This is a genomic window from Mesorhizobium sp. WSM4840, from assembly GCF_055811755.1.
In genome coordinates, this window is the sequence record NZ_JBVVQD010000021.1 from 19,434 (window position 1) to 42,573 (window position 23,140).

At 59.9% G+C, this 23,140-nt stretch carries 24 protein-coding genes and 1 pseudogene; 16 read left to right on the forward strand and 9 right to left on the reverse strand.

All coding sequences use genetic code 11. From position 1 onward, the window contains the following. Positions 1-4 precede the first annotated feature (4 nt). A complete protein-coding gene (gene hemN, locus AC0L3I_RS24815) occupies positions 5-1,354 on the reverse strand; it encodes an oxygen-independent coproporphyrinogen III oxidase (RefSeq protein WP_473528554.1) in 1,350 nt (449 codons plus the stop codon). Positions 1,355-1,514: 160 nt separating this feature from the next. On the opposite strand from hemN, the gene AC0L3I_RS24820 reads away from it, so the two are divergent. Further along, the gene (locus tag AC0L3I_RS24820) at positions 1,515-2,243 is read left to right on the forward strand and encodes a Crp/Fnr family transcriptional regulator (RefSeq protein WP_473528555.1); all 729 of its coding nucleotides are present in this window, start codon (positions 1,515-1,517) and stop codon (positions 2,241-2,243) included. Here AC0L3I_RS24820 and AC0L3I_RS24825 read toward each other — a convergent pair. Beyond that, positions 2,240-2,656, reverse strand: coding sequence for a hemerythrin domain-containing protein (locus AC0L3I_RS24825; protein WP_473528635.1), 417 nt, complete (start codon positions 2,654-2,656; stop codon positions 2,240-2,242). The two genes, AC0L3I_RS24820 and AC0L3I_RS24825, sit on opposite strands and share 4 nt — an antisense overlap. Positions 2,657-2,911: 255 nt before the next feature. Here AC0L3I_RS24825 and ccoN point away from each other — a divergent pair, with 255 nt between their 5' ends. The 9 genes from ccoN to AC0L3I_RS24870 all read left to right on the forward strand — a co-directional run bounded on the left by ccoN (position 2,912) and on the right by AC0L3I_RS24870 (position 11,878). After that, positions 2,912-4,522 carry a cytochrome-c oxidase, cbb3-type subunit I gene (ccoN, locus tag AC0L3I_RS24830; RefSeq protein ID WP_473528556.1) on the forward strand — a complete coding sequence of 537 codons (1,611 nt, stop codon included), beginning with the start codon at positions 2,912-2,914 and terminating at the stop codon, positions 4,520-4,522. A gap of 11 nt (positions 4,523-4,533) precedes the next feature. After that, complete coding sequence (ccoO, locus tag AC0L3I_RS24835) at positions 4,534-5,265, forward strand: cytochrome-c oxidase, cbb3-type subunit II (protein WP_473528557.1); 732 nt, start codon at positions 4,534-4,536, stop codon at positions 5,263-5,265. Positions 5,266-5,276: 11 nt separating this feature from the next. Further along, the gene (locus AC0L3I_RS24840) at positions 5,277-5,426 is read left to right on the forward strand and encodes a cbb3-type cytochrome c oxidase subunit 3 (protein ID WP_473528558.1); all 150 of its coding nucleotides are present in this window, start codon (positions 5,277-5,279) and stop codon (positions 5,424-5,426) included. Between the two features lie 2 nt (positions 5,427-5,428). Beyond that, the gene (ccoP, locus tag AC0L3I_RS24845) at positions 5,429-6,292 is read left to right on the forward strand and encodes a cytochrome-c oxidase, cbb3-type subunit III (RefSeq protein ID WP_473528559.1); all 864 of its coding nucleotides are present in this window, start codon (positions 5,429-5,431) and stop codon (positions 6,290-6,292) included. Positions 6,293-6,509: 217 nt separating this feature from the next. Further along, positions 6,510-8,069 carry a cytochrome c oxidase accessory protein CcoG gene (gene ccoG / locus AC0L3I_RS24850; protein ID WP_473528560.1) on the forward strand — a complete coding sequence of 520 codons (1,560 nt, stop codon included), beginning with the start codon at positions 6,510-6,512 and terminating at the stop codon, positions 8,067-8,069. Then, positions 8,066-8,563, forward strand: coding sequence for a FixH family protein (locus AC0L3I_RS24855; protein WP_473528561.1), 498 nt, complete (start codon positions 8,066-8,068; stop codon positions 8,561-8,563). The genes ccoG and AC0L3I_RS24855 overlap by 4 nt, the downstream gene beginning before the upstream one ends. After that, positions 8,560-10,842 (forward strand): cation-translocating P-type ATPase, encoded by a 2,283-nt coding sequence (locus AC0L3I_RS24860; RefSeq protein ID WP_473528562.1) that lies wholly within the window; start codon positions 8,560-8,562, stop codon positions 10,840-10,842. The genes AC0L3I_RS24855 and AC0L3I_RS24860 overlap by 4 nt, the downstream gene beginning before the upstream one ends. Continuing rightward, entirely contained in the window at positions 10,839-10,994 is a 156-nt protein-coding gene (gene ccoS / locus AC0L3I_RS24865; protein ID WP_287228079.1) for a cbb3-type cytochrome oxidase assembly protein CcoS, read from the forward strand. Before AC0L3I_RS24860 ends, ccoS begins: the two co-directional genes overlap by 4 nt. 185 nt (positions 10,995-11,179) lie before the next feature. Beyond that, positions 11,180-11,878, forward strand: coding sequence for a CBS domain-containing protein (locus AC0L3I_RS24870; RefSeq protein WP_473528563.1), 699 nt, complete (start codon positions 11,180-11,182; stop codon positions 11,876-11,878). 77 nt (positions 11,879-11,955) lie between these two features. Here AC0L3I_RS24870 and AC0L3I_RS24875 read toward each other — a convergent pair whose 3' ends face one another. The 3 genes from AC0L3I_RS24875 to AC0L3I_RS24885 form a co-directional block, all read right to left on the reverse strand. After that, entirely contained in the window at positions 11,956-12,504 is a 549-nt protein-coding gene (locus tag AC0L3I_RS24875) for a hypothetical protein (protein ID WP_473528564.1), read from the reverse strand. Positions 12,505-12,586: 82 nt separating this feature from the next. Beyond that, the gene (locus AC0L3I_RS24880; RefSeq protein ID WP_473528565.1) at positions 12,587-12,856 is read right to left on the reverse strand and encodes a DUF6455 family protein; all 270 of its coding nucleotides are present in this window, start codon (positions 12,854-12,856) and stop codon (positions 12,587-12,589) included. A 229-nt stretch (positions 12,857-13,085) separates the two neighbouring features. Further along, a complete protein-coding gene (locus AC0L3I_RS24885) occupies positions 13,086-13,898 on the reverse strand; it encodes a universal stress protein (RefSeq protein WP_473528566.1) in 813 nt (270 codons plus the stop codon). A 290-nt stretch (positions 13,899-14,188) separates the two neighbouring features. Between AC0L3I_RS24885 and AC0L3I_RS24890 the strand changes: the two genes are divergently transcribed. Next, positions 14,189-15,676 carry a PAS domain S-box protein gene (locus AC0L3I_RS24890; protein ID WP_473528636.1) on the forward strand — a complete coding sequence of 496 codons (1,488 nt, stop codon included), beginning with the start codon at positions 14,189-14,191 and terminating at the stop codon, positions 15,674-15,676. After that, entirely contained in the window at positions 15,666-16,280 is a 615-nt protein-coding gene (gene fixJ, locus AC0L3I_RS24895) for a response regulator FixJ (protein WP_473528567.1), read from the forward strand. Before AC0L3I_RS24890 ends, fixJ begins: the two co-directional genes overlap by 11 nt. 317 nt (positions 16,281-16,597) lie before the next feature. On the opposite strand, the pseudogene AC0L3I_RS24900 reads toward fixJ, so the two are convergent. From AC0L3I_RS24900 to AC0L3I_RS24910, 3 genes and pseudogenes are all read right to left on the reverse strand, one after another. Next, positions 16,598-17,290 (reverse strand): annotated as a pseudogene (locus AC0L3I_RS24900) (SDR family NAD(P)-dependent oxidoreductase). Between the two features lie 262 nt (positions 17,291-17,552). After that, entirely contained in the window at positions 17,553-17,972 is a 420-nt protein-coding gene (locus tag AC0L3I_RS24905; protein ID WP_473528568.1) for a c-type cytochrome, read from the reverse strand. A 6-nt stretch (positions 17,973-17,978) separates the two neighbouring features. Further along, a complete protein-coding gene (locus AC0L3I_RS24910) occupies positions 17,979-18,362 on the reverse strand; it encodes a phasin family protein (protein WP_473528569.1) in 384 nt (127 codons plus the stop codon). 204 nt (positions 18,363-18,566) lie between these two features. On the opposite strand from AC0L3I_RS24910, the gene AC0L3I_RS24915 reads away from it, so the two are divergent. Both AC0L3I_RS24915 and AC0L3I_RS24920 read left to right on the forward strand, forming a co-directional pair. Continuing rightward, positions 18,567-19,394, forward strand: coding sequence for a universal stress protein (locus AC0L3I_RS24915; RefSeq protein WP_473528570.1), 828 nt, complete (start codon positions 18,567-18,569; stop codon positions 19,392-19,394). Positions 19,395-19,550: 156 nt separating this feature from the next. Then, positions 19,551-19,997 carry a pyridoxamine 5'-phosphate oxidase family protein gene (locus AC0L3I_RS24920; RefSeq protein ID WP_473528571.1) on the forward strand — a complete coding sequence of 149 codons (447 nt, stop codon included), beginning with the start codon at positions 19,551-19,553 and terminating at the stop codon, positions 19,995-19,997. Positions 19,998-20,083: 86 nt separating this feature from the next. On the opposite strand, the gene AC0L3I_RS24925 is transcribed toward AC0L3I_RS24920, so the two are convergent. Next, on the reverse strand, positions 20,084-20,920 hold the full coding sequence (locus tag AC0L3I_RS24925; RefSeq protein WP_473528572.1) for a universal stress protein: 837 nt from the start codon (positions 20,918-20,920) through the stop codon (positions 20,084-20,086). A gap of 180 nt (positions 20,921-21,100) precedes the next feature. On the opposite strand from AC0L3I_RS24925, the gene AC0L3I_RS24930 reads away from it, so the two are divergent. Beyond that, the gene (locus AC0L3I_RS24930) at positions 21,101-21,499 is read left to right on the forward strand and encodes a c-type cytochrome (RefSeq protein ID WP_473528573.1); all 399 of its coding nucleotides are present in this window, start codon (positions 21,101-21,103) and stop codon (positions 21,497-21,499) included. Positions 21,500-21,566: 67 nt separating this feature from the next. Continuing rightward, positions 21,567-23,132: a bifunctional aminoglycoside phosphotransferase/ATP-binding protein gene (locus AC0L3I_RS24935; protein WP_473528574.1), complete on the forward strand. Its 1,566-nt coding sequence runs from the start codon at positions 21,567-21,569 to the stop codon at positions 23,130-23,132. Positions 23,133-23,140: the final 8 nt, after the last annotated feature.

Genomic DNA, 23,140 nt, shown 5'->3' on the forward strand with positions numbered 1-23,140 from the left:
GCGCTCAGACTGCCACCGAATGCTTGGCTTTACCGGTTTCGAAATATTTGTCGAACCTGGCCGCTATACTGCGAACAAAGGGACGATTTTCCACCGGCACTACGAAACTGTCGCCATTCAGTTCCAGCAACCGAGCAGGATCACGAAGGGCGACGGAACTCGCCTGGAGCAGAACCTTCTGGCCGATTTCGCCGAAGCGTTCGACCAGATCGATCGCCGAGAAGGCGAAATCGCACATCAGCCGTTCGATAATCCAGGCGCGCACGCGGTCATCATCGGACAACTCGATGCCGCGCACGGCAGCCAGGCCTCCCTGCTCCACCATGCGTCCGTATTCGGCGGTCGCCGGCATGTTCTGTGCATAGCCTTGGCGAAACTGGCTGATCGATGAAGGACCAAGCCCGATCAGTGTCTCGCAGCGATCCTCGGTATAGCCCTGGAAGTTCCGGTGCAAGGTTCCGGTGCGTGCCGCAACGGCCAGCGCATCACCGGATCTGGCGAAATGATCGAAGCCCACGGCTTGGTACCCTGCCTTCAGCATAAGGCCGGCGGCAATTTGCGATTGCACGAAGCGTTCGGCCGAATCCGGCAGCCACGCTTCGTCGATCATCGTCTGGTGTTTCTTGAACCACGGCACATGCGCATAGCCGAACAGCGCCATCCTGTCCGGCTCCAGGGTCAGGGCCTGTGAGACGGTGGAGGAGATGCCCTGCCTAGTCTGGTGCGGCAAGCCGTAGAGCAGATCCAGGTTGACGGACGCGACGCCGCGCGAACGGACCCCGTCGACGACAGCCTTTGTCTGCAGGAAGCTTTGCTCCCGGTTGATCGCCTTCTGCACTCTCGGATCGAAGTCCTGCACGCCGAGGCTCGCCCGCGTCATGCCGATCTCGGCGAGCGCGTCGAGGCGTGCCTCATCCATGTCGTTCGGATCGATCTCGAGGCTGACGCTGGCGTCCGGAAGAAAATCGAAGCTACTCCGCAAGACGGCTCCTAGTGCCACCATGTCATCGGACTTCAGCATGGTGGGCGAACCGCCGCCGAAATGGACGGCGCGGACATGGCCCTTGCCGCTGACGAGGCCGGCGACGGTTGCGATCTCCGCATGAAGCGAGCGGAGATAAGCAGTCACCGGTTCGTAGTGGCGGGTCTGCTTGGTGTGGCACGCACAGAACCAGCAGAGCCGATCGCAGTATGGGATGTGCAGGTAGAGCGAAATCTCGTCACCGCCTTGGATCGCTTCCAACCAGCCTCGATGGACGGCCGCATCAACGCCTGAATGAAAATGCGGCGCGGTCGGGTAACTGGTGTAGCGGGGGACATTCTCGCCAAGTCTGGCAGCCAATTCCGGTTGCATGTCGCCTTCCATCATCCTTTGCAAGGTTGAATTCTGGCTGCAGCTCCCCAACTTCGCCTTGATTTCTGTCAAAGCCCTGAGCTGCGGACAAACTGCCGCAAGGATTTTTCAGCAGCCGATGCTATCTTGCCGACACTTTGGCTCCGTCGGGACGATCATGATGACAGTGCGGCAGGACGTTCACAGTGCCGGCATTCCGGTGCTTTGCCAGTCTTGCGAGGCACGGCATCGCGGCGTATGCGGCGCGCTCGATCCCGCCCAACTGGTCGGACTCGCCAAGACATCGTCAAAGCACAAGATCGCGCCGGGTATCGAACTGATAGGCGATGCTGAGGCTGTCGACAGCTATTCGAATGTGCTTTCAGGCGTTGTGAAGCTGACAAAGAGCCTTTCGGACGGACGCCAGCAGATCGTCGGCCTACAGTTCGCGCCGGATTTTCTGGGACGGCCGTTCAAGGTGGAAAGCGCGATCAACGCGGAAGCCGCAACCGCCGTTTCCCTGTGCTCATTTCCAAAGGCGGCTATCGAACGGATGATGAAGGAATCGCCGGAGCTCGAACATCGCCTGCTCAAGCAAACGCTGAACGAGCTCGACGAGGCACGCGAGTGGATGGTGACTCTGGGGCGCAAGACCGCTTCGGAGAAAGTGGCCAGCTTCCTGCTGATGATCGCCAGGAACATAGACCCCACGCTTGATCCTGCCACCAGATCGGCGACCTTCGATCTGCCGCTGACGCGCGCCGATATCGCCGATTTCCTCGGCCTGACAATCGAGACTGTGAGCCGTCAGTTGACCAGGCTGCGGACAGAAGGCGTGATCCGGATCGACAACAACCGCCATGTGACAGTGGACAGCCTTGCACGGTTGGAGAGTCGCTCCGGCGCCTAGACTGTGTCAACGATCCCGATCATCGGCAGGACATGCTCGCGTTCAAATGCGATATGCCGGCGCAAGTTCTCGAACAGGCCGCGCAGCATGAAACCGATGGCTTCGGGGTTCTCGACAGTCTTGCCGTGACCGATGGTCAGCAGAATTTCGGTCACCTCGCCGGCAAAGCATTCATCTTCTACATGCTCGGCCCGCAATCGCCGGGTTGAGGCAAGGTTCGCGTTGCTGCCGAGCACGGCCTCCTCGTAAGCAGGGAAAATGATCGCCTCTTCGTACTGGTGAATGCTGCGCAAAAGCGGCACGATCGCGTTGGCCGTGCTGAGGCACGTCAGACGGTCGACGCCTGGTAACGCGTCGGCGATTCTTTCCAAAGCGTCGCAGAGCCGCAGTTTCTCGTCATGCGCGCGCCTGATCACGGCCGCCGGGACTGCCTCTTTGGCGGATCGGTCAGTTAGTATCGAATTCTCGCGGCGTGTTTCGAACAGCGACGATCTCCGCCCTTTGTCTCCGTTCAACTGGTTTCTCCCTTCAACCAACAGGCAACCTACTGACTGTTTGAGACCACGCTGCCCAATCCGAAAGTGACGAGCTTTGACCTGGATCAAGGCGGAGACGAAGCGGCTGCGGATTGGTGTTCGCAGATCGGAATTCAATGTCGGGGACATGCCATGAAATTTGGCACGGAAATTGTCTTGTTGTGCTTCTTCACCTTCCTGGCGCTGGTGGCAGCCGGCTTCGGCGTGGACGAACCGTTTCGTCAGCACATGTGGGTGCTTTTCTTCTTGCTCCTTGGTTTTGTCATCGTCCTCCTGCGCAACACCAGCTTTGCGCCGGCCGCATCGGTCGATCCTTCTGCCTACATGGACGGGCCAATCCGCTACGGCGCCATCGCCACTATGTTCTGGGGTGTTGTCGGCATGCTTGTGGGTGTGGTCATCGCGCTGCAGCTCGCCTACCCAGATCTCAACATCGAGCCCTGGTTCAACTTCGGCCGCCTGCGGCCATTGCACACATCCGGCGTCGTTTTTGCCTTCGGCGGCAACGCGCTCATCTGCACGTCCATGTATGTCGTGCAGCGCACCAGCCGCGCCCGGCTGTTCGGCGGCAATCTCGCCTGGTTCGTGTTCTGGGGTTATCAGTTTTTCATCGTCATGGCCGCGACCGGCTACCTGCTCGGCATCACAGAGAGCCGCGAATACGCTGAGCCCGAATGGTATGTGGACATATGGCTGACCATCGTCTGGGTCGCCTACCTCGTCCTGTTCCTCGGCACCATCCTGAAGCGCAAGGAACCGCATATCTACGTCGCCAACTGGTTCTATCTGTCCTTCATCGTGACCATCGCGATGCTGCACCTGATCAACAATCTGTCGATGCCGGCGTCTCTCCTGGGCTCGAAGAGCTACTCCGCCTTCTCCGGCGTCCAGGACGCCTTGACGCAATGGTGGTACGGCCACAATGCCGTCGGCTTCTTCCTCACAGCCGGCTTCCTTGGCATGATGTATTATTTCGTGCCCAAGCAGGCGAACCGGCCAGTCTATTCCTACCGGCTGTCGATCATCCACTTCTGGGCGATCATCTTTCTCTACATCTGGGCCGGGCCGCATCACCTGCACTACACCGCCCTGCCCGACTGGGCGCAGACGCTTGGCATGGTGTTTTCGATCATGCTTTGGATGCCCTCCTGGGGAGGCATGATCAACGGCCTGATGACGCTGTCCGGCGCCTGGGACAAGCTGCGCACCGATCCGATCATCCGCATGATGGTGATGGCCATCGCCTTCTACGGCATGTCGACCTTCGAAGGTCCGATGATGTCGATCAAGGCGGTCAATTCGCTGTCGCACTACACCGACTGGACCATCGGGCATGTCCATTCCGGCGCGCTCGGCTGGGTAGGCATGATCTCGTTCGGCGCGATCTACTACATGGTGCCGAAGCTATGGAACCGTGAACGGCTCTATTCGCTGCGGCTCGTCACCTGGCACTTCTGGCTGGCGACCCTTGGGATCGTCGTCTACGCCGCGGTGATGTGGGTTTCCGGCATCATGCAGGGCCTGATGTGGCGCGAGTACGACGAGCAGGGCTTCCTGGTCTACTCGTTCGCCGAGACCGTGGCCGCCATGCATCCCTACTATGTCATGCGCGCCGTGGGTGGCGCGATGTATCTCGCCGGTGCTGTCATCATGACCTGGAACATCACCATGACCATCCTCGGCTACCAACGCGAGGAGGAGCCGATGCCAGACTCCATCCCCGCCCTTCAGCCCGCACGATAAGGAGCCAAAAAATGGGCTTGATGGACAAACACGCGATCATCGAGAAGAACGCCACGCTTCTTCTCGTTGGTTCCCTGCTGGTGGTGACGATCGGTGGCATCGTCGAAATCGCACCGCTCTTCTATCTCGACAACACGATCGAGAAGGTCGAAGGCATGCGGCCCTATTCGCCGCTCGAACTCGCCGGGCGCAACGTCTATGTGCGTGAGGGCTGCTACCTCTGCCACAGCCAGATGATCAGGCCGTTTCGTGACGAGGTCGAGCGCTATGGTCACTACAGCCTGGCGGCCGAGTCGATGTACGATCACCCGTTCCAGTGGGGATCGAAGCGCACGGGGCCGGACCTCGCCAGGGTCGGAGATCGCTACTCGAACGAGTGGCACGTTCAGCATCTTGTCGAGCCGCGTTCGGTGGTGCCGGAATCGATCATGCCGAGCTATGCCTTCCTGAAGAATACGCCAATCGAAGTGAAGGACTTCTCGACGCATCTTATCGCAAACAGGCGCGTCGGTGTCCCCTACTCCGATGATATGATCGCTCACGCCGCAGGTGACCTGATTGCGCAGGCCGATCCCAATGCCGATACATCCGACCTGGATGGCCGCTACCCGAAGGCCAAGCTCGGCGATTTCGACGGCAACCCGCAACAGGTGACCGAGATGGATGCCTTGGTCGCTTATCTGCAGATGCTCGGAACGCTGGTCGATTTCAAGACCTACGACGAAGCCGCCGGCTACCGCTGAGGATAAAGACCATGGATTACAATTGGATGAGGGAGTTCGCCGACAGTTGGGCCCTGCTCGCCATGGCACTCTTCTTCGTCGGCACGGTCGTCTTCGCATTCCGTCCCGGGAGTAGCAAGCAGGCCGTTGAAGCCGCCCGCATTCCTCTGAAGGACGACTGATCATGAGCAAAGAGCATATCGACGAAGTGTCAGGCATCTCCACCACCGGCCACGAGTGGGATGGTATCAGGGAGCTCAACAACCCACTTCCGCGCTGGTGGGTCCTAACGTTCTACATCACCATCGTCTGGGCGATCGGCTACACCATCGCCTATCCGGCATGGCCGATGCTGACCTCGGCGACCAAGGGCGTGCTCGGCTATTCGAGCCGCAACGACGTCAAGAACGAGCTTGCTGCGGCCGAAATCGCCAAGGCCAAGTATGCCGCAGCGATACAATCGAAAACCGTTTCGGAGATTGCCGGCGACGACGCGCTGCGCGAATTCGCTGTTGCCGCAGGCAGCGCTGCGTACAAGGTCAATTGCGTGCAGTGCCACGCTTCCGGTGCCCAGGGGTCCAAGGGCTTTCCCAACCTCAATGACGATGAATGGTTGTGGGGCGGCACGGCCGAGCAGATCCAGCAAACGATCACGCACGGCATCCGCTTCGCATCCGCCCCGGAAACACGCCTGTCGGAAATGCCGGCTTTTGGCGAGATCATCACCGGCGATCAGGTCGCACAGGTCAGCACCTACGTCGCCAGCCTGTCCGGCCCGGTTCAAGATGCAAAACTGGTCGACCCGGGCGCCAAGGTTTTCGCCGAAAACTGCGTGGCCTGCCATGGCGACAATGCAAAAGGCAACAAAGAGCTCGGCGCACCTGATCTGACCGATGCGATCTGGCTCTACGGGTCCAACGAAACGGCAATCGCCGCGCAGGTCCGCGCACCCAAACATGGCGTGATGCCGGCCTGGGTTGAGCGTCTTGGCGAGACCAAGGTCAAGGAGCTCGCGGTCTACATCCATTCGCTTGGTGGTGGGGAATAGAGGGGGGGCCTATTCCCCGGCCCTTCGCCAGCCAAGCGACGAGGCCCGGCTTGCGCCGGGCCTCGATTGCATTCGATGTCCGACGATTTGACTTGCATCAACGCGCACCAGGCCACCCTGCGGCAAGGCTTGTTCAACGCGGCATTTCGCGCACCGGCAAAAGAACAAAGTCCGACTGCGCACACCGAGACCATAAGTTGCGCGACTGGAGTTTCTCGTGCTGGACAATACGCAGTTAGAGCGGCTCGAAGCCGAGGCGGTCAACTCCGCCAAGGTCCGCCAGCCACTATATGCACCGCGCAAGAAGATCTTCCCCAAGCGCGCCACGGGCAGCTTTCGTCGCTTCAAGTGGCTGGTGATGGCGATCACGCTGGGCATTTACTACCTGACGCCCTGGCTGCGCTGGGATCGAGGTCCGTTTGCTCCCGATCAGGCCGTGCTGATCGATCTTGCCAACCGCCGCTTCTATTTCTTCTTCATCGAAATTTGGCCGCAGGAATTCTTCTATGTGGCCGGCCTTCTCGTTATGGCCGGCATCGGCCTTTTCCTGATCACATCCACAGTTGGCAGAGCCTGGTGCGGCTATACCTGTCCGCAGACAGTATGGGTCGATCTGTTTCTGGTTGTAGAGCGTGCGATCGAGGGAGATCGCAATGCCCGCATGAAGCTCGACGCCGGACCGTGGACCGCGCGCAAGCTTGTGCTGCGTGTATCGAAACACGCCGTCTGGCTGGCCATAGCGGCAGCGACCGGCGGCGCCTGGATCTTCTATTTCGCCGATGCGCCATCGCTGATTGGCGAGGTCTTCGCTGGCACCGCTGCGCCGGTCGCCTACATCACCATCGGCGTGCTGACGGCAACCACCTACACATTCGGCGGGCTGATGCGCGAGCAGGTCTGCACCTATATGTGCCCGTGGCCGCGCATCCAGGCGGCCATGCTCGACGAAAATTCGCTTACCGTGACCTACAATGACTGGCGTGGCGAACCTCGGTCGCGGCACGCCAAGAAGGTCCAGGCCGCGGGGCAGCTTGTCGGAGACTGCGTCGATTGCAATGCCTGTGTCGCCGTCTGCCCGATGGGGATCGACATTCGCGATGGCCAGCAGCTCGAATGCATCACTTGCGCGCTGTGCATCGATGCCTGCGACGGCGTCATGGACAAACTCGGCAAGGAGCGCGGGCTGATCTCCTATGCGACATTGTCCGATTACAACGCCAACATGGCGGTGGCGACTGCAGGCGGCTCTTGCTCGGTGAACCCGTCGCTCGTCCGGACCGACGGCGGCGCTTTCTCCGACAGGTTAGCCCATTTCCATATCCGCAAGATCTTTCGGCCGCGCACCTTCATCTACATGGGCGCGTGGTCGGCGGTCGGCATTGCGCTGCTCTACTCGCTGCTGACGCGCGACCGGCTCGAGGTCAATGTTCTGCACGACCGCAATCCGCAGTTCGTCACGCTGTCCGACGGTTCGATCCGCAACGGCTACACCGTCAAGCTGCTCAACATGATCCCCGAGCCAAGGACGATCGTTGTCACCATGCAGGGCCTGCGGGGAGCCGAAATGAGCGTCGTTGGTATCGACCTTCCCGCAGACCGGTCCTTCGCCGTCGCGGTCGAACCCGACCGCCTGAAGATGCTGAAGGTTTTCGTGCGCCAGCCGGCGGACCAGGTCGGAAGCGCAACACAAACCTTCAAATTCCGCGTCGAGGACAAGGCGAGTTTCGAAACGGACGAATACACCGCCACCTTCAATGCCCCGGAGATCGCCAGATGAGCGCCAATACGCAAAAAACCCGCGAATTCACCGGCAGGCACATGCTGACCACCATTCTCGCCTTTTTTGGTGTGGTCATCGCAGTCAATCTGACAATGGCGACATTCGCCAGCACAAGCTGGACCGGTCTTGTCGTCGAAAACACCTATGTGGCCAGCCAGCAATTCAACCGAAAGGCCGAAGAAGGCCGCGCACAGGCGGCGCTCGGCTGGACTGGCAAATTGACGATCTCTTGGGGTGAAGTCCGCTACAGTCTCAGCGATGCCGCCGGCAAGCCGGTTCCCTTGCGTAGTGTCAAGGTGCTGTTTCGTCATCCTGCCTACGAGGGCGCGGACAAAGCTGTCACTCTCGCCGCTGCCTCGGGCCAGGAATTTGCTGCTCAGCACACGCTAAGGGACGGCGTCTGGATCGTCGAAGTCGACACCGATGCCGGTCTGGCAGAGCCTTATCGCGACGTTCGCCGAATCATGATTTCTCAGGGAGCACTGCGATGAGCTGCTGTGCGCCGGGCGCTGAAATGGCGCTGGATCTGGGCGGACCGACATCCAGCTTGCCATCGAGCCAGGAGATCAGGTTGGCAAGCCGCTCGCTTGGCGGTGACCTTTGCCAGACCGATCTATCGGTGCCGACGGTTCACTGCGCGGCCTGCATCCAGGCGATCGAGACGGCTCTCGCAAAGCTCGATCGCGTCGAGAGTGTTCGGGTCAACCTGTCGACGAAACGGGTATCGATCCGGTGGCGTGGGGATGAGGTGCCGCCATTCGCCGCCGCACTTGGACGGCTGGGCTACCCGGCACATCTGTTCGACCCACAGGTTGGCGAGAAGGACAAAACACTTTCGGAGCTGATCCGGGCCGTCGCCGTCGCTGGCTTTGCTGCGGGCAACATCATGCTGCTTTCCGTCTCGGTCTGGTCAGGCGCTGAAGGGGCTACGCGTGACCTGTTCCATTGGGTCTCGGCGCTGATCGCTATCCCGGCGCTCGCCTTCGCCGGCGGCATCTATTTCCGCTCGGCATGGAACGCGTTGCGTCACGGTCGCATGAACATGGACGTGCCGATTGCGGTTGGAGTTTCGCTCGCCTACGCGATGAGCCTCTACGAGACCATCAATCATGGCGACCACGCCTATTTCGACGCGTCGGTGTCGCTGCTGTTCTTCCTGTTGATCGGCCGCACGCTGGATCACGTGATGCGAGAGCGTGCCCGGACCGCCGTGAACGGCCTTTCACGGCTGGCGGCGCGGGGCGCCACGGTGCTGCGCGAGGATGGTTCGCGCGACTACCTGCCGGTTGAGGAGATCGAACCCGGCTTGCAGCTGCTGATCACTGCCGGCGAAAGGATACCCGTCGACGGCAAGATCATTCGAGGCTCTTCGGATCTCGACTGTTCACTGGTCTCCGGTGAGAGCACGCCCAGAACCGTGGCGTCAGGGGAAACCGTGCAGGCCGGCACCCTCAATCTCACAGGCCCGCTGACCATGGAGGCGACAGCCGCCGCAAAGGATTCCTTCCTGGCCGAGATGGTCCGGCTGATGGAAGCCGCAGAGGGCGGTCGCGCGCATTATCGCAGGATCGCCGACCGCGTTTCAGCGCTCTATGCTCCAGTGGTCCATCTGACCGCCTTGGTGACGTTCCTTGGCTGGATGGCGGCGAACGGCGATTGGCACCAGGCAGTAACGATCGCCATCGCCGTTCTCATTATCACCTGCCCGTGTGCGCTCGGTCTCGCCGTGCCGATCGTGCAGGTGGTCGCTGCGCGGCGTCTGTTCGAAAGCGGCGTCATGGTCAAGGATGGTTCGGCCATGGAGCGCCTGGCCGCGATCGACACAGCGGTGTTCGACAAGACAGGAACGCTTACGCTCGGACAGCCCCGGCTCGTCAACGCGTCGTCCATCGATCCGGCCATGCTGGCAATCGCTGTCGACATGGCGGCGCATTCCCGCCACCCGTTCTCAAGGGCCATAGCCGACTGTGCGGGCTTTGCCAGTGAGCCGAAGCTCGAGTCCGTCAGCGAGCACCCTGGTTTCGGAATCGAAGCCACCGCCATGGGAAGCACCTGGCGGCTTGGCCGGCGCGGCTGGGCCGGGTGGAAGGCCCGAACCGGCGGCGAAAGCAGATACGGCGGAACGGTTCTGACCAAAGATGGGATCATTGTCGCGTCCTTTGTCTTCGAGGACGCGCTGCGTGCAGACGCCAGAGCGGCCATCGAGCAATTGAACAACGCCCGGATTTCCGTGGAAATGCTGTCGGGCGATACCGCAGCTGCCTGTGGCGAGGTCGCGGCGACGTTGGGCATCCATCACTTTGTTCCGGCGCTGCTTCCTTCGGGCAAGGTCGAGTATATCGAAACGCTGTCGAGGGACGGCCACAAGGTGCTGATGGTCGGCGACGGCCTCAACGACACCCCTGCGCTGGGCGCGGCACACGTCTCGATCGCTCCAGCCACGGCGGCCGATGTCGGCCGCAATGCCGCGGATTTCGTGTTCCTGCGCGAAAGCCTTTCGGCAGTACCCCTTGCCCTCGACGTCTCGCGAAAGGCCGGACAATTGATCCGGCAAAACATCGCCATAGCAATTGTCTACAACGCTGTTGCCGTGCCTATCGCCATCCTGGGGCACGTCACTCCGCTGATCGCGGCAATCGCGATGTCGGCTTCGTCACTGCTTGTCATTGGCAATGCGCTGAGGCTGCAAGGCTTTGCCGCGAGCCCAACGCAGACGGTTCGTACGCGGGGCAAACGTCCCAGTATCGGCGCATTGGCACGATCGTCATGACGACGCTTATCTATCTCATGCCCGTAGCTCTTTTTCTCGGCGCGCTGGGTCTGTCCGGCTTCCTGTGGGCCTTAAGGAGCGGTCAATACGAGGATCTCGACGGAGCCGCCGAGCGGATCCTTATCGATCGGGATGACAAGCTAGACAACTGATCGGGAGCCAAGGTGCGGATAACGGCGCTGGTACCGCAAACTTCGCCACTGCATGTGTCTGGCTCGAATATAAGACAGACCGGATGTTTGGCCCGCCGACGTTGCTGCACCCAGAAAGTGACTCAGATCAAGGCACGCGACGCAGGGACCTCGATAATCAAGGGAAGATATTTGAGGAGGCAGGTATGCAAGCCGAAGCCATAATGACGACACCGGTCGTCGGAATAGAGCCGTCCGCGTCGATCACCGAAGCGGCCGGGCTGATGCTCTCCAAGAAGATCAGCGGCCTGCCCGTCATTCGCAGGGACGGTACGCTAGTGGGCATTGTCAGCGAGGGTGATTTCTTGCGCCGGGGAGAACTCGGCACGAAGCGTAAGCGCTCGCGTTGGCTGGAGTTTCTTGTGAGCCCCGGGCGAGCCGCTGATGAATATGTTCAAGCCAACGGACGACGGATCGAGGAGGTCATGACAGAAGATCTCGTCACAGCATCCCCCGGGGCATCGATCGCCGAGATCGTCGAGCTCATGACACGCCGCCACGTCAAACGCATTCCGGTTGTCGATGGGGGAAAAGTCGTCGGGATCATCACCCGCACCGACCTTCTGCGTGCATTGCTCAACGTCCTGCCGGATGCGGGCCCGGCGTTCGTCGACGACGATCAGATCCGTCAGAAAATTATTGCCGAGCTTGCGACGCAGAAATGGGCCGGCAAGGAAATGATCTGCGTCACGGTGGGCAATGGCGTGGTCGAACTGAGCGGCGCGATCTTCGACGAACGCGAACGCCAGGCAGCCATCGTCGCCGCCGAAAACGTCGCCGGCGTCAAAGCCGTAAAGGATAACCTTTTCTGCGCGGAGCCGCTGTCGGTGGTGCTTGTCTCTTAGTTCAGCACTACAAGAATTTGCGGACTCCGCATTGCGTGACCCCAACATTCGAATTGGAAGAATGTCCGCATTGAACCCTAAGTCGCAGCTACCGCTATTAATGGTCGAAGCAGCAACAAGGCGAATGAGATAAGCACCGCGCCCGCGACCCTGTCTGCCATCTCTCTGGCTCCGTTCAGACGCCTACCGAGCAAAAGCCACATCGACCCGGTGGCAGCTGTGGTCACCAAGAGTACAATCCAGAAGAAGCCCAGTTCGTACGGCCTCGCGTCCACCGGCACGATTGCCAGACAATAGATAAAGGCTTTCGGATTGAGGGCAGTAGTTACTATAACAGAAAGGCCATCCCCGTCTTCGGATGCGTCGATCTGGTCGCGGCCTATCAGACGCAGGCCAAGAATTACAAGCCATAGGGCTGCGACCAGCTTGAGTACCTGGATGGCGCCGGACGGCAGCAAGGGTCGCAGCGAAAACCAGCAGGCGGCTGCGATCCCGTATCCGCAGGCCTGTGCGACCAAGAGTGCGATCGCCTTCTCTCGCTTGGCCGCACCCGCCATCAAAAGAGCATTGGTTGGCCCGGGCGCAATAAAGAGCAGAAATGCTTCTAGAAGAAATAGATTGTCCAAACTGCCTGGTCCCATGGGATGCAAATCTATCGGCATAAGTTCCGTTTGCGTTCACTCGTCAGACGCATTTGTGGTGACCTTTCTAGCGTTGGCCGGCTGCGTGTTGAAGCCGTGCGATCAAGTCGCGGTTGCGGCAGTAATCCGGCGGATCATCGGCTTGCTGGTGTTCGTCGAGCCAGGTCGAGCATTCGTCCTGATGGCCGCAGGAGCGGCAGCGGTCCACCGCCCGATTGGTGACGGCTGCATGGTCCGCCACGACCTTCAATTGTCTGTCGACGCCGAGCCTCCGCATCATGCGGCCCATCAAGGCCGCCCTGGCGTCAATCGAAATCAGGTAGTCGAGAAACGTCATGTCGTTCACTCCTGCATTTTGGCAATCATTGCCACATTGGCGGCAGACGACATTGATCTCGGTCAACAGGATGCTCCGTTGCCGACTCGAGCAGTGGATCTTGCAAACGGTTGCGTTGTCGGTTACCGACTTCAGAGCGCGAAAGCAGCGCCATCTTCGACGAAAACGGGTGCCGGATGGGGCAGATTCCGGCCCGTCGATTAGGGCGGTGAGTGGGTTCGACAGACCTTCAATACGACAGGAAGCGATTGATGCCGTTGTCTTCGATCAGCGTGCGGGTGACGCCGCCGAAGGCCCATTCCCGGAGGCGGCTATGGCCGTAAGCACCGGAGACGATCAGATCAGCGTGGATCGAGCGCGCAAACGCCAGCAGATGGTCGCCATCCGCCTCGCCAGTGAGCAGTTCGGTTTGTGGCATGATGCCATGGTTTTCTAGATAAGCCGCAACATCGGCGAGGCTGTATCGGGCGCTTTCGCTGCGGTCGGTATCGATGGTGGCGACGATGACCTCGTTGGCCCAGGCCAGGAAAGGCAATGCATCCGCTATCGCCCGTCGCGCCTCCCTGGTGTCTTTCCAGGCGACCAGCACGGTCTTTGCCAAAACATGTTCGACATTGGTTGCGGTGACGAGGACTGGCCGGCCTGTGCCGAGAGCAAGGCTGCCGACATCCACGGCGCGATAGACATTTTCTCCCTCCTCGCCGCTGGTAACGATGAGGTCGGCCGCGCGGGCGGAGACGCTAAGGAAGCGGGTCGGGTTGCAGACTTCCTGCCCCCACTCGCTGCCGATCGAAGCAGGAACCAGCCTCTCGAATTCGGCACGCAGTTCGGCAAGCCGCTTTTCGATTTCCGTGCGCTGGATCTGCATGATCTCGCCTTCATAGACCATGCCGTCGCCGGTCGCGATGAGCGGCGGGACGTCTGCAGCCGCCAGGCCGATAAGGTGAGCCCCGAAGCGTTCCGCAAGCTCGATCCCCAACTTCACCATGGATGTAGGAGATGCATCTACGGCAAGGTTTAGAATAATTGACTTGTAGGACATCGCAGTCGCCTTTCGCTGGAGCGCTTGAATGCGATAATGAAGTGCATCCGCCGGCACTCGACGCCTTGATGCGAGTCAAAAACACTACCTACCCACTCGGCCGCGGCTCGCTGTTTTGATCGGTTTGCATTGCTGGTAGAGATGTGCAGCAAAGCGATGAATGATAACTAGACTGCGTTGCGGGTTGCCCGATCAAAGGACTTCATTTGGACGACAAACAAACACGTGACTTATCAACCGGCGCTCGCGGTGAAGGGCCGGCCACGGCCGATCACGACCGGCTCTCCCTGATGTTCGAGCGGGCCCCGGGGTTCATGACGTTGATGCGTGAGCCGGGTCATGTCTTCGAATTGACCAATGCCGCCTATCAGCGCCTGATCGGTGAACGGCAGGTTATTGGAAAGTCGGTACGCGAGGCCCTGCCCGAGCTTGAAGGCCAAGGCTTCTATGAACTGCTGGACCAGGTATACGCAACTGGTGAACCCTATATTGGCCGGGGGGTGAAAGTCGCTCTTCGCAACAAGGATGACGAGCCGACCGAAGCGCATATCCTCGATTTCGTCTATCAGCCCATCAAGGCCGACGATGGTCGCATCACGGCTATTTTTGTCGAAGGCACGGACGTCAGCGAGCTCTCCTATGCAAACGCCGCCCTTCGATTGCGCGAAGATCATTTGCGCTCGATCCTGGCGACGGTGCCCGACGCAATGGTCGTCATCGACGAACAAGGCCGTATTCAGTCCTTCAGTACGGCTGCCGAAACACTGTTCGGTTACCAGTCCAGCGAAGTCCTCGGTCAAAATGTCAGTCTGCTGATGCCGTCGCCCTATCGCGAAGAGCATGACGCCTATCTGCACCGCTACCTGACTACCGGAGAGCGCCGGATCATCGGGCTCGGCCGCACGGTCACGGGAATGCGCAAGGATGGCTCGACCTTTCCCATGGAACTTTCGGTCGGTGAGATGCATCCCGGGACCGGCCGCTTCTTTACCGGCTTCTGCCGCAACCTGACCGAACGCCATAAGGCAGAAGCCAGAATACAGGAGCAGCAGCAGGAGCTTCTCCATATGGCGCGGTTTACCGCGCTCGGCGAAATGGCCTCGACGTTGGCACATGAGATCAACCAGCCGCTCACGGCCATTACGAATTACCTCAAAGGCAGCCGACGGCTTCTCGAAAAAAGCACTGATGATAATGCACCGATGCTGAGGGAAGCGGTTGAAAGGGCAGCCGACCAAGCCTTGAGGGCCGGAGATGTCATTCGCCATCTTCGGGACTTCGTCGCCAGAGGTGAGAGTGAGCGTCAGGTAGAACGCCTGCCTGCAGTAATTGAAGAAGCCTCCTCCCTAGCCTTGGTCGGGGCAAGAGAAATAGATGTGCGCGTCAGCTACAAGCTTGATCCGGCCGCCGAACTGGTCTTGACCGACCGCATCCAGATTCAGCAGGTTCTGCTCAATTTGATGCGGAACGCGGTGGAAGCCATGCAAGGAGCACCACGCCGTGAGCTGCACGTCACGACCGTCGCCCGCGATGACGGAATGGCTGAGGTGAGTGTGATAGACACAGGCACTGGACTAGCGCCGGAAGTCTCTGCCCAGCTTTTCCAGCCATTTGTCACCACCAAAAAGCAGGGCATGGGCGTTGGCCTCTCCATTTGCCGCACTATCGTCGAATCGCACGGTGGTCACATCTGGGCCGAAGCAATGCCCGCTGGAGGAACCGCTTTCCGATTCACCCTGCGCATCGTGCAGAAGGAAGAAGTCGCCAATGGCCGGTAACGATCTTGTGCATGTGGTCGACGACGACGTCGATGTTCGCAAGTCGCTTGGTTTTCTGCTGGCGACGGCGGACTTCGCCGTGCGCCTGCATGAATCGGCGACAGCTTTTCTGGCCGCGGCCACCAGCAGTCTTGACGGCTGCATTGTGACCGATGTGCGCATGCCCGGCATTGACGGCATCGAGTTCCTGCGACAGCTTCGGACCCGCGGGCATACGCTTCCGGTCATTGTCATGACGGGTCATGCCGATGTGGCGCTCGCTGTTCAGGCGATGAAGGAAGGTGCCGCCGATTTCATCGAAAAACCTTTCGACGACGATATTCTTATCGATGCGATCCGCTCGGCGTTAGGCAACCGCCACCAGGTCCATGCAGATCACCCTCAATCCTCGGAAATCTATGGCCGTCTGTCGACGCTGTCAGAGCGGGAGCGGCAGGTGCTGGACGGGCTTGTGTCGGGCCTGCCGAACAAGACGATCGCCTACGATCTAGGCATCAGCCCGCGCACGGTCGAGATCCATCGCGCCAATGTCATGAGCAAGATGGCCGCGAGTAGCCTGTCGCATCTCGTGCGCATGGCTTTGATCGTGGAATCCAAACGTTAAGGCGAGTCACGGAGAGACACGCCGTTATCTGCCGGGACCCTATCAGGCACCCAGTCGCGCCAGTGAGTCGGGCGGATGTCAACGCGTGCGCCGGTCGTGGCGTTCTGCCAGCCCTCTCGGCCCTTTACGCAGGGAAATACAAGCGCATGTTCGCCGTCGTCGTCGAGGACGGCGAGTTCGAGTTCACGACCGAACGGAGCGCTTGAGATTGGCTTCCACATCATTCCCTATGATGCGAGGAAGCGGCAGGCCCGCCTTGATCTGAATCATTTTCCAAGTGGGCGAGAGCCAACAGCAACGTGCCCGTCGGCACCTACTCATCTGGCCGTGTAGCCACCATCCACGAGATGGTAGTTGCCAGTGATGAAGCTTGCGTTCCCGGAGAGGAGGAAGCACGTCAGTGCCGACACTTCCCTTGGACTTCCCAGGCGGCCGATTGGATGCAATGCTGCTAAATGTCCAATCGTTTCCGCATCCAATTCTTCGTCAGCAGAGGCGTATCAATGAACGCCGGCCCAACCGCATTAACGCGAACATTCTGCACGGCATACTCCATGGCCCCTACCTTGGTAAGCCCAACGAGCGCATGTTTGGTCGCCACATAGGCGCAGGTATTTTACCAACCGACCGAACCGAGAATGGATGACATGTTGACGATCGCGCCTCCCCGATTTCAGCATGGCGGCGATCTCATACTTCAGCCCATGGAAGACGCCGTTGAGGTTGACGTCCATGATCCTTTGCCAGTCACTGAGAGGATAATTGGCCGTTGCCTCACCAGGCCCGCCGATGCCGACGTTGTTGACGGCGAGGTGCAGCCCCGCCGATCGTCTCAACCGCGAACGCAACCATCTGTTCGTCCGAGCGCTTCTGTTACGTTCACCTGACAGGCGCGCGTTGCCGGCCGCCGAGACGATCTGCGTCACCTCGCGCACTGCGGATGCCGTTCCAGATCGCGGCGTGACTTGTGCCCCGCGTGCAGCCAGCTCAATTGCGATCGCAGCGCCGATACCTCACCCGGCTCCGGTCACGATGGCGGTCTTCCCTTCGGAATCCTTCACAGTGGCATTCATTGTTTGCGTGCTGCTGTTAGCGGGCGGCGCATACCGGGAAATTGATCGCGCCATCCACCGCGCGAAATCATCTCTGGCCATGCGGCGCAAGGTATATCTGCGAGTAGTGGCGGCATTGAACCGGCGAGACATTGCTTGGATCCCACAAAATCCAATAACTCTAGCTAGAAAACCGCACCACTGTTCTGGTTGCGCCAGATCAATTCCACGAGCGCTTGTTGGGCGTGGGTCTTTGCAAGCTTCCGATATAAGCGATGATTGCCTCTATCTGGTCGGGGGTGGCAACCCACTCAGGCATATCCGGATGACCGGTTGAAATGCCTTCGGCCAGTGCCTCCTCGAGATCAGTGAGCGGATAACGCTGCGAAAGTTTGCGAAGTTCAGGTGCGTCGGGATGGCTGCTCACGTCTGTTTGTCCAACCGCATGGCATCGCGCGCAATTGACCTCAACCAGTGCCCTTCCGTGCGCGATAGGATCGGCGCTCACCAACACGGTAGTTAGCCCAAGCACTCCAGCGACAATTGCCGCGTGGGCAGAATACACCGAAAGACAAGTCACCCACTTCAAACTCATCGGAATGCCTTTGCCCTCGGGTGTCTTTGGCTTTGATTCGATCAAAGTTCGTCAGGCCACCGTGCTTGCTGCCATGTCCTCGATCGTCGCCTCAGCTTGCCTGCGAATATGCCTTGCGATTTCCGAAGCAAGTCTGGAGCTGATCGAGGCTACCTTGCCGGCTTCCATTGCATATTCCGAGGTCGCGTTCTGAAGGAAGTTGCTGAGCACATCGAAAGCGTCGTTGAATTCGCTACCCGCGACGAGATCATCGACCATTTTGACGTTCTGCTCGCAGCGGTGCTTCAGGAAAGATAGCGTCTCGACCTGATACCGCGTCATTGCCTTGAGAGCGTGGGCCTGAAGGCCAGCTGCTGCGATGAGCAACTTCTGGCCATTCGTCGCTGTCGGCAAGGGCTGTAAGGCGAAGTGCGAGGACCCGGCATTGGTTTTCATGGCGATTACTCCCTGTGGGGCCGCGACCGTGAACCTAAATGTTTGCCAAACAACACTAGCCGCCGTCATCGACTGGTCGTTGATCGAGATCAACGACGCAAGTGAAGCGACCAGCACTATTTGAGTTCATCCGTTTTTGATGCGCATCAAGGTCCTTGGCCCGTTTTCGTGCCCTCTTGCGCCAAGTGCGAAGGAGCTTGGGTGATGGCTTTCAGGACGATTATGGTTCAGCTGGACATTGACGCCATCGCTGCGCCGCGCGTTGCGTTCGCATGGGAGCTTGCACAAACGCATGACGCCGATCTTATCGCCTTCTGCGCGGCTGAAGGGCATTTCGTCATGCCAAGGGGCATGGAGGACGGGTCTACCGCGCAGGCGATATGGTGTCAGGTCGATGAAATAGAAGGTCATTTAAATTGCCTGAAAGAGGAATTCCTCTGTACCGTCAACGGCAGTGACCGGGCCTCATGGCGGGGCGTAGTCGGCAATCCGACCCAGCAGCTTGCGCTCAACGCTCGCGCCTCCGATCTGATTGTTGTCGGGCCTCCGATGCAGGATTTCATGATCGACCATCACCGGACCGTGGATGCGGGCAGCCTGATTCTGTCCGCGGGCCGCCCCGTTCTTGTTGCGTCGGATACACTTGCGCCAGACAGGCCCGAGAGCGTTCTGATTGCGTGGAATGACACACGCGAGGCCAGGCGCGCCGTCGTTGACGCTCTGCCATTCCTGGTCGACGCTAGAGACGTGGTGATCGCCACCGTTGAAGATGGTGGTGAGGTGACGTGCCGTGCCGGCGTGGAGGACGCGCAGCGTTTTCTGGCAAGTCATGGAGTGAAGGCACGATCCGAAGTGATGGATAGCCGCCGGTCAGCGCCGGCAGAAATTCTTCTTCAGATTGGGCAGCAGATTGCAGCTGATCTCATTGTTCTGGGCGGTTATGGTCATAGCCGGGCTCGGGAATGGGCTTTCGGAGGCGTGACACGCTCTGTCCTTCAGGCTGGATCTTTCCACCGACTTTTATCGAATTGAGATCGCGCGCGCTGGCGCCGCACCTATGTAGGTCAAAGGAAACTCGACCCATGTAAGAAGCCTCCAGATGCTTTCCAAAATACGCCGAGCCGAATTGAGCGATATGAAACGACGACCGACAGGATAGCCGAGAAAAGAAAACAGGAGATCCCACCGATGCTGATCCGCACACTTTCGGTCTTGGAATGCAGCAAAGTGCTGGCGAGCAATCGCGTAGGCCGGCTGGCATGTTCCAACGACGACCAGCCCTACGTCGTGCCATTCTACTATGCCCACGCAGACAATCATCTTTATGCGTTTTCCATGCCGGGCAAGAAAATCGACTGGATGCGTTCCAATCCGCGGGTGTGCGTCCAGATCGACGAACGCGGCCAAGGGCGGGGATGGAGAAGCGTGGTGGTCGATGGCCGCTATGAAGAGCTGCCTGACCGGATCGGCTACAAGGCTCAACGCGACCATGCGTGGTCGGTGTTGAGCAAGCACTCTGACTGGTGGGAGCCTGGCGCACTCAAGCCGGTCACCCCCCCGGTGTCGGACAGCATATCCCACGTATTCTTCCGGATTCTCATCGAACAGGTGTCGGGCCGGGAAGCAAGCGAGTAGACTGTTCCGCCAGCTCTCGGCCCAGCAAGTTGCTCCAAAAGCATGGGCCGGCAGTATTGCGCCGGCCCGACTGCTTCTTGGAATGGCTACCGGGCCATCATGATCGGCAGCGATGGATTCTCAAGCATCGACTTGGTGACGCCACCGAAGATGCGCTCGCGCAGCCGCGAATGACCGTAGGCGCCCATAACCATCAGGTCGGCGGCGGTGTCGACAGCGTGCCGGCGAAGAACGTCGGCGACTGAATGGTTCGAGCTCGGCAGCCGGTCGACCGTAACCTTCACGCCGTGCCGTGCGAGAAAGGCCGCAGCATCTGCGCCCGGTTCCGCGCCATGGTGGTATTCATCTTCAACCGGATCGATGATGGCAATGTGCACCTCTTCAGCGCCTATCAGCAGGTCCAGTGACTCGCGCACGGCACGCGAAGATTCCAGACGAGCGTCCCAAGCGACGAGCACGCGTTTCGGCTTCAGTGTCGGCCGCGAGCCCTCGGGGACGAGCAGAAGGGGCCTGCCGGACGAAAACAAGACGCCCTCGATGACCTTATCCTTCAGTATATGGCTTGCGAGCAGGTCTGGCCCCAGAATGGCCAGATCGGCGTAGCGGGCACGCCTTCCGATGATCTCGTCCGCCCAGGCGGTATCGGGATAGTCGTCGCTCAGATCAACCGATACGGCAGTTTGGGAAACAAATGCCGCGACCTCCGAAATTCGTTTCTTGAGCCTTTTCAGGTCGGCCTGACGCTCCTCCAGCCAGGTTGGTGAGAGGACAACAGCATACTCACCGCCTGAGGGCGGCGCGGCAAGCTCGAGAACCAGCACGGAGAGATGGGCATCTATCTGTTCGCACAGCGAGGCGGCGAGCTTCAGATCGCCCTCGCCCTGGTTCGGTCCGGTAATCGTAAGCAGTGTCCTGAAAGTCACGGCGGCAACTCCTCATTCTAAGGGAAGGATCAGTCGTGGTTTCAGTCATTAACGAGTGCAGCCGGCGCGTTCATTGCGCTGAATCAAACACCGTGAGCGTGGCGGCATTTGATGCGCATCAATGTGCTCGCTAACCCGGCCTGTAGCTTTCACCCAAGCAAGCAATTGGTGGATTCGTAAGTGAAAATCCTGATCGCAGTAGCTTTTGCAGGTTTGGCCTTCAACGCGGCCGGCGCCCAGGAAGTCGGCAACGGCAAGTTGGAATACATGAACTCCTGTGCCGTTTGCCATGGTCCCGAAGGTAAGGGCGACGGACCCCTTGCCGATGAACTGTTGAAGCGCCCGGCGGACCTGACGCACCTGTCCAAGCAGAACGGCGGCGAGTTCCCCTACTGGCGCGTTTTCGCGGTGATCGACGGCCGCACCATGGTGCCGGAGCATGACGATCGCGACATGCCGGTCTGGGGTCGACAGTTCCTTCCCGGGGACGCCCGGAAATACGGCCGGAACGCTGGAGAAATCGTCACCAGGGAACGGATCCATGAACTGGCCGGTTACGTCCAGACCCTGCAGCGATAACTCGAGGGACAACTTCCTCGGGAGGGCTTTGGTCATTTCGCAGGCGCAGGCGAACAGGAGGCAGGCAATGATCGTAGAAGACCAGCAGGCCACCGTCGCATTTCTGCATAGCTCTGCCACGTATGGCGAAAGCGGACCGGTCGAGGCGATCGAAACCCATATCTCGCGTATCTTCCTGGTTGGCGGGCGCGCCTACAAGATCAAACGAGCGGTCAAGCTGCCCTATGTCGACTTCTCGACCCCGGCCCTGCGGCTCGCCGCTTGCGAGAAAGAGGTCGAGCTCAACTCCAAGACCGCGCCCGGCCTCTATCTGGGTGTGCGGCGCATAACGCGAGAGGCCGGCGGCAAGCTCGCCTTCGACGGAAGCGGCGAACTGGTCGATGCGGCAATCGAGATGGTCCGCTTCGATCAGTCGAAGCTGCTCGATCGAATGGCAGTCGGCGGCGAACTGACGCCTGCGTTGATGACGGCGGTCGCGCGCATGATCGTGCGCTATCATCGCGGCGCGCCGGAGGTCCACAAGGGCAGCGGATCCTCGAACCTGGCAGGCGTGCTCGCCATCAACGAAGCCGGCTTTGCCACCAGCCATGTTTTCGAGCAAGCCGAGATCAAGGCATTCACCGGGATTTTTCGCACCGCCCTCGCCCGTCATTGTGAACTGCTCGACCGGCGGGAGGCGGCAGGCAAGATCCGGCGATGCCACGGCGATCTGCATCTGCGCAACATCTGTCTCTTCGACGGAGAGCCCCGCCTCTTCGATTGCATCGAATTCAATGACCAGATCGCCAGCATCGATGTGCTTTACGACCTGGCCTTCCTGCTGATGGACCTCTGGCATCGCGGCTTTCCGGAACTCGCCAACCTGGTGATGAACCGCTACCTCGACGAAGCAGACGACGAGGACGGTTTCATCCTCCTGCCGTTTTTCATGGCAGTGCGGGCCGCGGTGCGCGCGCATGTCACCGCAACCCAGATCGAGGAAGGCGGTGACGATTCCGGCGGCCTGATTGCCGAGGCCAAATCCTATTTCGAACTTGCCCGAACACTTCTCCAGGAAAAGCCTCCGCGGCTGAACGCCATCGGCGGCTTGAGTGGTTCTGGCAAGACGGTCGTTGCCGAGGCACTCGCCGCACATGTCGGCGCGCCGCCCGGCGCGCGCATTGTCGAGAGTGACCGCATCCGCAAAGCCATGCATGGGGTACCGGCCGAGACGAAGCTGCCGGACAGGGCTTATCGACCTGAGGTGTCCGACCGCGTCTACCGCGAAATGGCATGGCGCGCCGGCCTGATCCTTTCCGAAGGCGGCTCGGTGATCGCCGATGCCGTCTTTGACAGGCCGGCCGATCGCGACCGCATCGAAAAGGCGGCAAATGATAGAGACGTTGCTTTCGCCGGATTCTGGCTGGAGGCGGATCCGCTTGTTCTTTGGCGACGGGTAAGCGAGCGCCGGGGTGGTCCTTCCGATGCCACCATCGATATCCTTTCGCGGCAATTGCAACGAAAGGCCACCCCGTCCGCCTGGCGCAAGGTCGACGCCGATCGAAAGCTCGCCGACATCGCCGCCGAGTTGAGAAGGTTCTCCGAAGGAGACACGTCCCAAAAGGAAGGATCGTCACTACACACGGCCTTCTGACTGGTTGC

Bases quoted from the DNA above. Each gene is read 5' to 3' on its own strand.
- hemN (WP_473528554.1), bottom strand. From the start codon at position 1,354: ATGCAACCGGAATTGGCTGCCAGACTTGGCGAGAATGTCCCCCGCTAC.
- AC0L3I_RS24820 (WP_473528555.1), top strand. From the start codon at position 1,515: ATGACAGTGCGGCAGGACGTTCACAGTGCCGGCATTCCGGTGCTTTGC.
- ccoN (WP_473528556.1), top strand. From the start codon at position 2,912: ATGAAATTTGGCACGGAAATTGTCTTGTTGTGCTTCTTCACCTTCCTG.
- ccoO (WP_473528557.1), top strand. From the start codon at position 4,534: ATGGGCTTGATGGACAAACACGCGATCATCGAGAAGAACGCCACGCTT.
- AC0L3I_RS24840 (WP_473528558.1), top strand. From the start codon at position 5,277: ATGGATTACAATTGGATGAGGGAGTTCGCCGACAGTTGGGCCCTGCTC.
- ccoP (WP_473528559.1), top strand. From the start codon at position 5,429: ATGAGCAAAGAGCATATCGACGAAGTGTCAGGCATCTCCACCACCGGC.
- AC0L3I_RS24855 (WP_473528561.1), top strand. From the start codon at position 8,066: ATGAGCGCCAATACGCAAAAAACCCGCGAATTCACCGGCAGGCACATG.
- AC0L3I_RS24860 (WP_473528562.1), top strand. From the start codon at position 8,560: ATGAGCTGCTGTGCGCCGGGCGCTGAAATGGCGCTGGATCTGGGCGGA.
- ccoS (WP_287228079.1), top strand. From the start codon at position 10,839: ATGACGACGCTTATCTATCTCATGCCCGTAGCTCTTTTTCTCGGCGCG.
- AC0L3I_RS24870 (WP_473528563.1), top strand. From the start codon at position 11,180: ATGCAAGCCGAAGCCATAATGACGACACCGGTCGTCGGAATAGAGCCG.
- AC0L3I_RS24880 (WP_473528565.1), bottom strand. From the start codon at position 12,856: ATGACGTTTCTCGACTACCTGATTTCGATTGACGCCAGGGCGGCCTTG.
- AC0L3I_RS24885 (WP_473528566.1), bottom strand. From the start codon at position 13,898: ATGTCCTACAAGTCAATTATTCTAAACCTTGCCGTAGATGCATCTCCT.
- AC0L3I_RS24890 (WP_473528636.1), top strand. From the start codon at position 14,189: ATGTTCGAGCGGGCCCCGGGGTTCATGACGTTGATGCGTGAGCCGGGT.
- fixJ (WP_473528567.1), top strand. From the start codon at position 15,666: ATGGCCGGTAACGATCTTGTGCATGTGGTCGACGACGACGTCGATGTT.
- AC0L3I_RS24910 (WP_473528569.1), bottom strand. From the start codon at position 18,362: ATGAAAACCAATGCCGGGTCCTCGCACTTCGCCTTACAGCCCTTGCCG.
- AC0L3I_RS24915 (WP_473528570.1), top strand. From the start codon at position 18,567: ATGGCTTTCAGGACGATTATGGTTCAGCTGGACATTGACGCCATCGCT.
- AC0L3I_RS24920 (WP_473528571.1), top strand. From the start codon at position 19,551: ATGCTGATCCGCACACTTTCGGTCTTGGAATGCAGCAAAGTGCTGGCG.
- AC0L3I_RS24935 (WP_473528574.1), top strand. From the start codon at position 21,567: ATGATCGTAGAAGACCAGCAGGCCACCGTCGCATTTCTGCATAGCTCT.